We start from the raw sequence: 12,473 nt of genomic DNA, 5'->3' as shown, positions 1-12,473 counted from the left end.
GATTGTTTTGGCAAATGCTTTGCAGCAACTCAGAGGGCCAGCTTGCCGCCTTGGGCCGCGAGTTGGTCCAGCGCGAGTGAGCTGCCCTGCACCGCAGTGCGGCGGTGGTAGAAATTGAGCGCCCTGAGGCCGCCCAGCTCTTCGCCACCACCGGCGCGGCCGGGGCCGCCGTGCAGGCTCATGGGCATCACGTTGCCGTGGCCACTGTGCAGGGCTGCCACGTCGGGCGAAATCGCGTGCACCCGGCCGTGGCTGCTGGCCAACTCGACCGAGGCTTGCGCGGTGAAGGCCGGGTCTTCGCTGTAGACCGAGCACACCAGTGAGCCTTCGCCGCGGCGGATCATGGCGTAAGCCTCTTCGATGCTGTCGTAAGGCATCAGGGTGGACACGGGGCCGAACACTTCGACCGCGTGCAGTACTTTGGCGGTCATGGGCGACTCACTGCCCAACAACACTGGGGCCACGCAGGCGCTGGCTGCGTCGGCGTCCACCAGACCCGCAGCGCTGCCGTCAAACAGCACGGTGGCTTCGGTTTTGAGTTGGGCAAGTCCTGCTAGCACGCTGGCCTTTTGTTCCTGGCTCACCAGTGCGCCCATGCGCACGGTCTCGTTGCGTGGGTTGCCCACAGTCGTTTTGGCCAGGCGAGCGCCAATGGCTTCAGCGGCAGCTTGGTACAAGGCGCGCGGCACAAACACACGGCGAATGGCCGTGCACTTCTGGCCCGACTTGACGGTCATCTCGCGGGCGACTTCGGCCACCAGCAGCTTGAAGGCTTCGCTGTCTGCTGTGGCTGTGGGTGCCAGAAGAGCCGAGTTGAGGCTGTCGGCTTCGATGTTGCAGCGCACCGACAGCTCGGTCACGGCGCGGTGGCTGCGGATGATCTTGCCGGTCTCGGCCGAGCCGGTGAAGCTCACCACGTCAAAGGCCTGAAGCTGGTCCATCAGGCCTGCGGACGAGCCGCAAATCACCGACAAAGCGCCCACGGGCAGCACGCCCGCATCGACCACGTCTTTGACCATGCGCTGGGTCAACCAGGCGGTGGCGGTGGCGGGTTTGATGATGACGGGCACGCCTGCAAGCAGGGCCGGGGCGGCTTTTTCCCACAAGCCCCAGCTGGGGAAGTTGAAGGCGTTGATGAACAGCGCCACGCCGCGTGTGGGCACCTGGATGTGTTGTGTCTGGAAGGCCGGGTCCTTGGCCATGCGGATGCGTTCGCCGTCGAGCAGCAGCGTCGCGTCGCCCAGTGCCGCGCCTTGTTTGGCGTAGTAGCCCAGGGTGAAGATGGCGCCGTCGATGTCCACCCCCGAGTCCTTGGCCACGGTGCCGCTGTTGGCGGTGGCGATCTCATAGTAAGCGTCGCGGTTGGCTTGCAGCACCTCGTTGATTTTCGTCAGGAGGGCTGCGCGCTGGCCGTAGCTCAGGGCACGCAGGGCCGCGCCGCCTTGCTCACGGGCAAAGGCAAAGCCTTCGGCCAGGTCGATGCCTGCGCTGGACACGCGGGCCAGCTCGGTGCCCAGCACCGGGTCAAACATCGGCGTGCCTGCGCCGGTGCCGGTTTGCCAGCGGCCTGCGAAAAAGTTGGGGAGCAATGAGGTCGTCATGGGGCACTTTCCAAGAGGTGGTGTGGGTGTGCAGGCCGTGGCATGCAACAAAAAACTGTTCTTGCTGTCCAGTTGGCGGTATAAACAGTGGTTGATGCACTATTGTGCTTGCCCGATAGTATGCAGTAAAGTGCATGTTTTGGGTTTGTTGAAATTTAAGGGTTTTCCCTTGCCTTTGATCAAAAGTTGAACATGAGCAGTCAAGAGTCCACATTGATGGCGCCACCAGAGCCGGAAACCAAGCGCAGTCCATTCTTGGAGGCGCTGGGCGAGCGCGTGCGCACCCTGCGTTCGCGCCAAGGCATGACGCGCCGGGCCGTGGCGGTGGCCGCCGATGTGTCCGAGCGGCACCTGGCCAATCTGGAATACGGCACGGGCAACGTCTCGGTGCTGGTGCTGCTGCAAGTGGCCAGTGCCTTGCAGTGTTCTTTGGCCGAGTTGTTGGGCGACGTGACCACCACCTCGCCCGAGTGGCTGCTGATCCGTGAGTTGCTGGGCAAGCGCAGCGAGGCCGATTTGCGCCGCGCCCGTGTGCAGCTGAGCGAAATGTTTGGCGAAGGCGGCAATGCGCAAGAGCGCAAGAACCGCATCGCCCTGATCGGTTTGCGCGGTGCAGGCAAGACATCACTGGGGCAGCGTCTGGCCGACAACTTGGGCTTTCCGTTCATTGAACTCAGCCGCGAGATCGAGCAGTTTGCCGGTTGCCAGATCAGCGAGATCCACAATCTGTATGGCGCCAATGCGTACCGCCGTTACGAGCGCCGGGCACTCGAAGAAGCGATCCAGATTTACCCCGAAGTGGTCATCGCCACGCCCGGCGGCTTGGTGTCGGACTCGGCCAACTTCAATTTGCTGCTCTCGCACTGCACCACCGTGTGGCTGCAGGCCGATGCCGCTGACCACATGGGCCGCGTGGCCGCGCAAGGCGACATGCGCCCCATGGCCGCCAGCCGTGAGGCCATGGAAGACCTCAAGCGCATCCTGGAAGGGCGCTCGGCTTTTTATTCCAAAGCCGATCTGGCCATCAACACCAGTGGCCGCAGCGAAGACCAGGCTTTTGAAGCCTTGCGTACTTCGGTTCGCCAGCACTTGACGCTGCCGATTTGATGGGTGGAAGAAAATTGCATTTCCTAGGGTAAATACCAATTAAATGCAGTAAAGTGCATATTGCGTGGTCGGGTAACCTGCACTAAAATTCAATGCAACATGCACTGAAATGCATTTTTTGACTGAAATCAAGATCCACCTCACTCAACGGAGACACTCACATGACGCAAGCTTTCCAGGTTGATTACCAAACCAACCCTTCACAGTACAAGCACATCAACCTGGCCTTCGATGGCGAGATCGCGACCTTGTCGATCAACATCAACGAAGACGCCGGCATCCGCCCTGGCTACAAGCTCAAGCTCAACAGCTACGACTTGGGTGTGGACATCGAATTGCACGACGCATTGCAGCGCATCCGCTTTGAGCACCCCGAAGTGCGCTCGGTGGTGGTGACCAGCCTGAAGGACCGCGTGTTCTGCTCCGGTGCCAACATCTTCATGCTGGGTGTGTCCAGCCACGGCTGGAAAGTGAATTTCTGCAAATTCACCAACGAAACCCGCAACGGCATCGAAGACTCCAGCAAGCACGACGGCCTGAAATTCGTCGCGGCCCTGAACGGCGCTTGCGCTGGCGGTGGCTACGAGCTGGCTCTGGCTTGCGATGAAATCGTGTTGGTCGATGACCGCTCCAGCGCCGTGTCGCTGCCCGAAGTGCCTTTGCTCGGCGTGTTGCCTGGCACCGGCGGCTTGACCCGTGTGACCGACAAGCGCCATGTGCGCCACGACCTGGCCGACATTTTCTGCACCAGCGTCGAAGGTGTGCGTGGTCAAAAAGCCGTGGACTGGCGTCTGGTCGACGCGATCGCCAAGCCCGCCGTGTTCAAAGAAGCCGTGCAAGCCCGCGCTCAAAAACTGGCCGCTGGCAGCATCCGCACCGCAGGTGTCAAAGGTGTGGCATTGACCCCGTTGAACCGCACCATCGCAGCCGATGCCCTGACTTACACCAACGTCACCGTGGAGATCGACCGCGCCAAGCGCATCGCCACTTTCACCGTCAAAGCCCCTGCCTCTGCGCAGCCGACCGACATCGCCGGCATCGAAGCCGCAGGCGTGAACTGGTGGCCGCTGCAGATGGTGCGCGAACTCGACGACGCCATCTTGCACATGCGCACCAACGAACTCGACATTGGCACCTGGGTGCTCAAGACTTCGGGCGATGCGGCTGCCGTGTTGGCGTCTGACGCCACCCTGCTGGCCCACAAAGACCACTGGTTGGTGCGTGAAACGATTGGCCACCTGCGCCGCACCTTGGCCCGCATGGACGTGTCTTCGCGCAGCCTGTTCGCCCTGATCGAAGAGGGGACATGTTTTGTCGGCACACTCGCCGAGCTGGCTTTCTGCGCCGACCGCGCTTACATGTTGGCTTTGCCTGACGATGCCGCCAAGGCCCCCAAGATCCAATTGAGCGAGATGAACTTCGGTTTCTTCCCCATGGTCAACGACCAGACCCGCCTGCAGCGCCGCTTCTACGAAGAAGTGCCCGCCATGGAAGCCGCACGCGGCGCCATCGGCCAAGCGCTCGACGCCGATGCCGCTTTGGCCCTGGGCTTGGTCACGGCTGCACCAGACGACATCGACTGGGCTGACGAGATCCGTTTGGCCCTGGAAGAGCGCTCTTCCATGTCGCCTGACGCGCTGACCGGTTTGGAAGCTAACCTGCGTTTTGCCCAGAAAGAAAACATGGCCACCCGCATCTTTGGTCGCCTGACCGCCTGGCAAAACTGGATCTTCCAGCGCCCCAACGCCGTCGGCGAAAAGGGTGCTCTGAAGGTCTACGGCAAAGGCGAAAAAGTCCAGTTCGACATGAACCGCGTTTGATTGTTGCGTTGTGCAGCGTGGTTCCCGGTGGTCCGCGCTGCAACCGAAATTTTCCCCCACCGTTGCTTTTTAATTTCTGGAGACTCTCATGTCCGGTATCAACTACAGCGAAAAAATTCCCAACAACGTCAACTTGAGCGAAGACCGCACGCTGCAGCGCGCGCTTGAGCAGTGGCAGCCCAACTTCATCAACTGGTGGGACGACATGGGCCCCGAAGGCTCCACCGACATGGACGTGTACCTGCGCACGGCCGTGAGCGTTGACCCCCAGGGCTGGGCCCAGTTTGGCCACGTCAAGATGCGCGACTACCGTTGGGGCGTGTTCATGAACCCCGGCGAGCAAGACCGCAAGATCCATTTCGGCGACCACATCGGTGAAAAAGCCTGGCAAGACGTGCCTGGCGAACACCGCGCCAACCTGCGCCGCATCATCGTGACGCAAGGCGACACCGAGCCCGCATCGGTCGAGCAGCAGCGCCACTTGGGCCTGACAGCGCCCAGCATGTACGACCTGCGCAACCTGTTCCAGATCAACGTCGAAGAAGGCCGCCACCTGTGGGCCATGGTGTACCTGCTGCACAAATACTTCGGCAAAGACGGTCGTGAAGAAGCCGATGCATTGCTCCAGCGCAACAGCGGCAACCAAGACAACCCCCGCATCTTGCAGGCCTTCAACGAGAAGACCCCTGACTGGTTGTCGTTCTTCATGTTCACTTACTTCACCGACCGTGACGGCAAGTTCCAACTGTGCGCTTTGGCCGAGTCGGCATTCGACCCCCTGGCCCGCACCACCAAGTTCATGCTGACCGAAGAAGCGCACCACATGTTCGTGGGCGAGTCCGGTGTGAGCCGCACCATCCAGCGCACCGTCGATGTGATGAACGAACTCAAGACCGACGACGTGGGCAAGTTGCGCGCTGCCGGTGTGATCGACCTGCCGACCATCCAGCGTTACATCAACTTCCACTTCTCGGTGACCATCGACTTGTTCGGTGCCGACGAGTCGTCGAATGCCGCCACCTTCTACAGCTCCGGTCTGAAAGGCCGTTACGAAGAAGGCAAGCGCACCGATGACCACGTGCTCAAGGGCAACAGCTACAAGATCCTGTCGGTCGAAGACGGCAAGCTGATCGAAAAAGAAGTGCCGATGCTCAACGCTTTGAACGAAGTGCTGCGCGACGACTACATCACCGACTCCAAAGGCGGCATCGACCGTTGGAACCGTGTGATCGCCAAGGCGGGCATTCCTTTCACTTTGAAGGCACCGCACAAAGCGTTCCACCGCAACATCGGTTCTTTGTCCGGCTCCAAGATCACACCCGATGGTCAAGTGGTGACCGACGAGCAGTGGATGGCGCAAGTGGGCGAATGGTTGCCCACCAACGAAGACCGCGCCTATGTGGCCAGCCTGATGGGTCGCTGCGTCGAGCCAGGCAAGTTCGCCAACTGGATCGCGCCTCCCGTCATGGGCATCAACCGTCAGCCTGTGGACTTTGATTACGTCCGTTTCAACTGATGCGTTGAGCTTTTGATCGACTGCTGCTTCCTTGATGGGAGCAGCAGTTGACAGAGGAAGGGGCGGGTTCCTCATACCGGGGTACCGAAAAATCGTCACCCGCCCCTTCCTCTGTCAACTGCATGGGTGCGTGAAGCGCTCAAACACCGGTAGACTGCCGAGGTGAAAACTGGCACAGAGCGGCGGCGTGGCCTGGGGCCGGGCGCCGATTTCTGGTACCCCAGTATGAGGCGCCCGGCCCCAGGCCATGACGTTGCGGACCTCGCAAGCCAGAGAACCCAAACACAACACTGAAAGCCTGAGGAGGCATTCCATGAGCACAGACATCCTGATCAAACAGCACGTCATCGATCCCGAGATCTGCATCCGCTGCAACACCTGCGAAGCGATCTGTCCGGTCGGCGCGATCACGCACGACTCGCTCAATTACGTGGTCAAGGCCGACATCTGCAACCTCTGCATGGACTGCATCTCGCCATGCCCGACAGGCTCGATCGACAACTGGCGCATGATGCCCAAGGCCAAGGCCTACAGCATCGAAGAACAACTCAAGTGGGACGTGCTGCCTGATGAGCTGAGTGCTGAAGAACTGGCAGCTGCCGGGGGTGATGCCGGTGATGCTGCAACAACGCCAGACGCCGCAGCCGATACCGCTTCGGCCGCCTCTGCAGCCAGCACCGCTGTCGCTGCGGGCTTCAACTCCGCCCAATTCGGCGCGACCATTCCACCTTGGTCGGCCGCCCACGCCTACACCAACCTCTACGGCCCCAAGGCTGCCGACAAAACCATCACCGCCACCGTCACGGGCAATCTGCGCGTGACCGAAATCGGCAAAGACTACGACACCCACCACATCGTGCTCGACTTCGGCAACCTGCCTTTCCCCGTGCTCGAAGGCCAGTCGATCGGCATCTTGCCCCCGGGCGAAGACGCCAAAGGCAAAGCGCACCATGCCCGCCAATATTCCATCGCCAGCCCCCGCAACGGCGAGCGTCCAGGCCACAACAACCTGTCGCTGACCATCAAGCGTGTGCTCGAAGACCACGACGGCCAACCGGTGCGCGGCGTCGGCTCCAACTACATGTGCGATTTGAATGTGGGCGACAAGGTGCAGGTGATTGGCCCGTTCGGCGCCAGCTTCCTGATGCCCAACCACCCCAAGAGCAACATCGTCATGATCTGCACCGGCACGGGCTCGGCCCCCATGCGCGCCATGACCGAGTGGCGTCGCCGCCTGCGTGCCAGCGGCAAGTTCGAGGGTGGCAAGCTGATGCTGTTCTTCGGCGCCCGCACGCCCGCTGAGCTGCCGTACTTTGGTCCGCTCAACAACCTGCCCAAAGATTTCATCGACATCGAATTCGCCTTCTCGCGCGAAGAGGGCAAGACCAAGCGTTATGTGCAAGACGCCCTGCGCGACCGCGCCGCCGATGTGGCCGCCTTGCTCAAAGACGGCAACACCTGCTTTTATGTCTGTGGTCTGAAAAGCATGGAAGAGGGCGTGGTCATGGCGCTGCGCGATATCGCACAAAACGCGGGCCTGGACTGGGACCACATCGGCGCGGCCCTGAAAAAAGAAGGCCGTCTGCACCTCGAGACTTATTGAGCTGGCATGGCGAACGCTACCCACATTGGCCTGGATCAGGTTCGCCAGCAACTGCGCAAGCCCCGCTCGCAACTCAAAGGCCGACAAGCCTCTGACGAGGCCCGAGCCGAAGTGCAGGCCCTGATCGGTGCGCAGCCCACAGAAGGTCATCGCCGCGACCTGCTGATCGAGCACCTGCATGTGCTGAACGACCATTTCTATGGTCTGTTTGAGCGCCACATCGTGGCGCTGGCGGCCGAAATGCGCTTGCCCGTGGTCGAGGTGTTTGAGGTCGCATCTTTCTATCACCACTTTGAAATTCTGAAAGACGATGCACCGGCCCCGCGCATCACCGTGCGGGTGTGCGACAGCTTGAGTTGCAGCTTGGCGGGCAGCGACACCTTGCTGCGCCAATTGCAGCGGGATCTGACGGGCGACGTGCAGGTCGTCAATGTGCCTTGTTTGGGCCGCTGCGAGCAGGCGCCTGCGGCGCAAGTGGGGCAGCAGGCGGTGGCGCTTGCCACGGCTCAAAATGTGAGCCGCTTGGTGGCCGAGAACTGCACGCAGCCCCTGCCCTTGCCTCAGGCGCTGCGTTACGACGATTACAAAAAAGCTGGTGGCTACCAGCTGGCCCTGCAAGTGGCCGCCGGTCTGAAAGACCACGAATCGGTCATCCAGGTGCTGGAGTCTTCTGGCTTGCGTGGCCTGGGCGGCGCGGGTTTCCCGGCGGGCCGCAAATGGCGCATCGTGCGCAGCCAGCCCGGCCCACGCCTGATGGCGGTGAACATCGACGAGGGGGAGCCCGGCACCTTCAAGGACCGCACTTGTCTGGAGGCCGACCCGCACCGTTTTTTGGAAGGCCTGCTGATTGCTGCCAGCGTGGTGGGCTGTGAGGCGGTCTACATTTACCTGCGCGACGAATACCACGAAGCCCGCCTGCTGCTGGCCCAAGCGCTGGCCGATTTGCAGGCCAACCCGCCTTGTGACTTGCCGCGTATCGAACTGCGCCGAGGTGCAGGGGCCTACATCTGCGGTGAAGAGTCGGCCATGATCGAGAGCATCGAGGGCAAGCGTGGCGAGCCGCGACTGCGCCCGCCCTACATCGCCGAGGTGGGCCTGTTCGGTCGCCCGACCCTGGAACACAACTTCGAGACCCTCTATTGGATTCGCGAACTGCTGGAGCAAGGCGCAGACAGCTTTGCAGCGCACGGGCGCCATGGCCGCAAGGGCCTGCGCCGCTTCAGCGTGAGCGGTCGCGTCCAACAACCGGGCGTCAAGCTCGCACCTGCGGGCATCACACTGCGCGAGCTGGTGGATGAATACTGCGGCGGCATGGCCGAAGGGCACACGCTCTACGCCTACTTGCCCGGCGGGGCCAGCGGCGGCATCTTGCCCGCACGGCTGGCCGATGTGCCGCTGGACTTTGACACGCTGCAGCCGCACGGTTGCTTCATCGGCTCGGCCGCCGTGATGGTGCTCAGCCAACACGACAGCGCCCGCGATGCGGCGTTGAACGTGATGCGATTTTTTGCGCACGAAAGCTGCGGCCAGTGCACACCCTGCCGCGTGGGCACTGAGAAGGCTTCGCAGCTGATGGCTGCCGATGTATGGGACGCCGATACGCTCAAAGACCTGGCGCAAGTCATGGGCGATGCGTCCATCTGTGGCCTGGGTCAGGCCGCCCCGAACCCGATCCGTTGTGTGCTGGACTACTTCCCGCACGAAGTTGCAGCGGAGGCGAGCCGATGAGCACACGTCTTTTGTCATCCTTGGGCTTGAGCCGAGGATCTTGCGTCATGAAGGCATGGATGCCCGATCAAGTCGGGCATGACAGTTGTCAAGTAGTCGGGCATGACAGTTGTCAAGTAGTCGGGCATGACAGTTGTCAAGTAGTCGGGCGTGCCCACCTTTCTGTCATACCCGCGCACGCGGGTATCCATGCATTCAAAACCTGGATGCCCGATCATGTCGGGCATGACAGCTCTGACGTAGTCGGGTATGCCATTCAGTGGGGCAGCGCATGAGCACCGTTCAATTCAGCCTCAATGGCCAGTCTGTTGAAGCGCCTGCTGGAAAAAGCATTTTCAACATCGCCAAAGAGTTGGGCATCGCCATCCCGCACCTGTGCCACAAGGAAGGCTTGGCCCCCGACGGCAATTGCCGCGCCTGTGTGGTCGAGATCGACGGTGAACGCACCCTGGCACCGAGTTGCTGCCGCAGCGCCACTTCGGGCATGAAGGTGCAGACGAACAGCGAGCGCGCCGTCAAAAGCCAGAAGATGGTGCTGGAGATGCTGCTGGCCGACTTGCCCGAGCAAGGCCACAAATGGCTGGACGATCGCGCCGAGGCCCCACATGGCGAGCTGAGCCAATGGGCTGAGCACCATGGCGTGCAGGTGCGCCCAGCATTGGCCGCGCTCAAGCGAGATGCCGTGCCTGCAGATTTGTCACACCCGGCCATGGCCGTGAATTTGGACGCGTGCATCCAGTGCAACCGCTGCGAACGCGCTTGCCGTGATTTGCAGGTCAACGACGTGATCGGTCTGGCCTTCAGGGGTGCACACACCCAAGTGGTGTTTGACCTGGCCGACCCGATGGGGGGGAGCAGCTGCGTGGGCTGCGGTGAATGCGTGCAGGCCTGCCCCACGGGCGCGCTCATGCCCAAGAGCCACATGGGCCCGCAAAAGGTGGACCGTGAAGTGGACTCCGTCTGCCCGTTTTGCGGCGTGGGCTGTCTGGTCACCTACCAAGTCAAAGATGAAAAAATCATCAGCGTCCAAGGCCGCGAAGGCCCGGCCAACGAAGGCCGCTTGTGCGTCAAGGGCCGCTTTGGCATGGACTACATCCACAGCCCGGACCGCATCACCCAGCCACTGATCCGCAAAACGGGCGTGGCCAAAGACGTGTCCCTGCTGGATGGCCACACCGACTGGCGCGAAGTCTTTCGCGAAGCGACCTGGGAAGAAGCGCTCGATCTGGCGACGCAGCCGCTCAACGCACTGCGACAAGCGCACGGCCCCAAGTCGCTCGCCGGTTTTGGCTCCGCCAAAGGCAGCAACGAAGAAGCCTATTTGTTCCAAAAGCTGGTGCGCACCGGCTTTGGCAGCAACAACGTGGACCACTGCACACGCCTGTGCCACGCCTCCAGCGTGGCGGCCTTGCTCGAAGGGGTGGGCTCGGGCGCGGTGAGCAATCCGGTGCGCGATGTCGAGCATTCGGACCTGATCATCGTGATTGGCTCCAACCCGACAGCCAACCACCCGGTGGCCGCCAGCTGGATGAAGAACGCCGCCCAGCGCGGCACCCGCATCGTGCTGGCCGATCCGCGCATCACCGACATCGGCCGCCATACTTGGCGCAACCTGCAGTTCAAGCCCGACACCGATGTGGCGCTGCTCAACGCGATGCTTCATGTCATCGTGCATGAGGGCTTGTGCAACGAACAATTCCTGAAAGAGCGTGCCGACAACGTGGCCGAACTCAAGGCCCATGTGCAGGACTACACGCCCGAAGCCATGAGCGCGGTGTGCGGCATCCCGGCCGACACCATCCGCGAAGTGGCCCGAGCCTACGCCACCGCCAAAGCCGCCATGATTTTGTGGGGCATGGGCGTCAGCCAGCATGTGCACGGCACCGACAACGTGCGCTGCCTGATCGCGTTGGCCAGCATCACCGGCCAGATCGGCCGACCCGGCACGGGCCTGCACCCGCTGCGCGGCCAGAACAACGTGCAAGGCGCGAGCGACGCGGGCCTGATCCCGATGATGTACCCCAACTACCAACGCGTGAGCGACAAGTCGGCGCATGACTGGTTTGAGAAATTCTGGGACACGAAGCTCGACGACCAGCCCGGTTACACCGTGGTCGAGATCATGCACAAAGCCTTGGCCTCGGACAGCGACCCGCACAAGGTGCGCGGCATGTACATCATGGGCGAGAACCCGGCCATGAGCGATCCGGACTTGAACCATGCCCGTCACGCGCTCGCCAGCTTGCAGCACCTGGTGGTGCAAGACATTTTCTTGACCGAAACCGCCTGGCTGGCCGATGTGGTGCTGCCCGCCAGCGCCTGGCCTGAGAAAGCCGGCACCGTCAGCAACACCGACCGCACGGTGCAAATGGGCCGCCAGGCCGTGCTGCCGCCGGGCGATGCGAAACCCGATTTGTGGATCATCCAGCAGATCGCCGAGCGCATGGGCCTGAACTGGCGCTATGCGGGCGAGCACGATGGTGTGGCCGAGGTGTATGAAGAGATGCGCCAGGCCATGGCCCCGGCCATTGGCGGCATCGACTGGGCGCGCCTGAATGCGGGCTCGGTCACTTACCCGTGTGTGAGCGCCGACGACCCGGGCCAGCCCATCGTCTTCCATGACCATTTCCCCACCGCCGACGGCCGTGTGCGGCTGGTGCCCGCCAGCCTGATCCCGGCCAACGAGCAGCCCGATGCGGAGTACCCGATGGTGCTGATCACCGGGCGGCAACTGGAACACTGGCACACGGGCAGCATGACGCGCCGGGCCACCGTGCTCGACGCGCTGGAGCCTGCGGCCACGGCGTCCATGCACGCGGCCGACATGGCCCGCTTGGGCCTGCAGCCGGGTCAGCGCATCCGCGTGGCCTCGCGCCGGGGGCATGTGGAGCTGGCTGTGCGCCAGGACAACGGCACGCCGCTGGGCGCGGTGTTCATCCCGTTTGCCTATGTGGAAGCCGCAGCCAACGAGCTGACCAACGCCGCGCTCGACCCGTTTGGCAAGATCCCGGAGTTCAAATACTGCGCCGTCCAGATCCAGACCCTGACCTTGACCGCATAATCAGCGGCAATCAAAAGTCATCGGGCCTCACCAATAG

At 62.2% G+C, this 12,473-nt stretch carries 7 protein-coding genes; 6 read left to right on the top strand and 1 reads right to left on the bottom strand.

The window, feature by feature from the left end:
• Positions 1-29: 29 nt before the first annotated feature.
• Positions 30-1,601: a 3,4-dehydroadipyl-CoA semialdehyde dehydrogenase gene (locus B9Z43_RS07505; protein ID WP_108324230.1), complete on the bottom strand. Its 1,572-nt coding sequence runs from the start codon at positions 1,599-1,601 to the stop codon at positions 30-32.
• Between the two features lie 192 nt (positions 1,602-1,793).
• Here B9Z43_RS07505 and B9Z43_RS07500 point away from each other — a divergent pair, with 192 nt between their 5' ends.
• The 6 genes from B9Z43_RS07500 (at position 1,794) to fdhF (ending at position 12,436) form a co-directional block, all read left to right on the top strand.
• A complete protein-coding gene (locus tag B9Z43_RS07500; RefSeq protein ID WP_108324229.1) occupies positions 1,794-2,708 on the top strand; it encodes a helix-turn-helix transcriptional regulator in 915 nt (304 codons plus the stop codon).
• A gap of 161 nt (positions 2,709-2,869) precedes the next feature.
• Positions 2,870-4,528 (top strand): 2,3-epoxybenzoyl-CoA dihydrolase, encoded by a 1,659-nt coding sequence (boxC, locus tag B9Z43_RS07495; protein WP_108324228.1) that lies wholly within the window; start codon positions 2,870-2,872, stop codon positions 4,526-4,528.
• Between the two features lie 88 nt (positions 4,529-4,616).
• The gene (gene boxB, locus B9Z43_RS07490; RefSeq protein WP_108324227.1) at positions 4,617-6,044 is read left to right on the top strand and encodes a benzoyl-CoA 2,3-epoxidase subunit BoxB; all 1,428 of its coding nucleotides are present in this window, start codon (positions 4,617-4,619) and stop codon (positions 6,042-6,044) included.
• A gap of 313 nt (positions 6,045-6,357) precedes the next feature.
• Entirely contained in the window at positions 6,358-7,647 is a 1,290-nt protein-coding gene (boxA, locus tag B9Z43_RS07485; RefSeq protein ID WP_108324226.1) for a benzoyl-CoA 2,3-epoxidase subunit BoxA, read from the top strand.
• Positions 7,648-7,653: 6 nt separating this feature from the next.
• Positions 7,654-9,375 carry an NADH-ubiquinone oxidoreductase-F iron-sulfur binding region domain-containing protein gene (locus B9Z43_RS07480; protein WP_108324225.1) on the top strand — a complete coding sequence of 574 codons (1,722 nt, stop codon included), beginning with the start codon at positions 7,654-7,656 and terminating at the stop codon, positions 9,373-9,375.
• Between the two features lie 271 nt (positions 9,376-9,646).
• Positions 9,647-12,436, top strand: a complete 2,790-nt coding sequence (gene fdhF / locus B9Z43_RS07475) for a formate dehydrogenase subunit alpha (protein ID WP_108324224.1) — start codon at positions 9,647-9,649, stop codon at positions 12,434-12,436.
• Positions 12,437-12,473: the final 37 nt, after the last annotated feature.

This window comes from Limnohabitans sp. MMS-10A-192, from assembly GCF_003063335.1.
GTDB lineage: Bacteria > Pseudomonadota > Gammaproteobacteria > Burkholderiales > Burkholderiaceae_C > Limnohabitans_A.
This window is presented reverse-complemented; position numbering and strand designations above follow the sequence as displayed.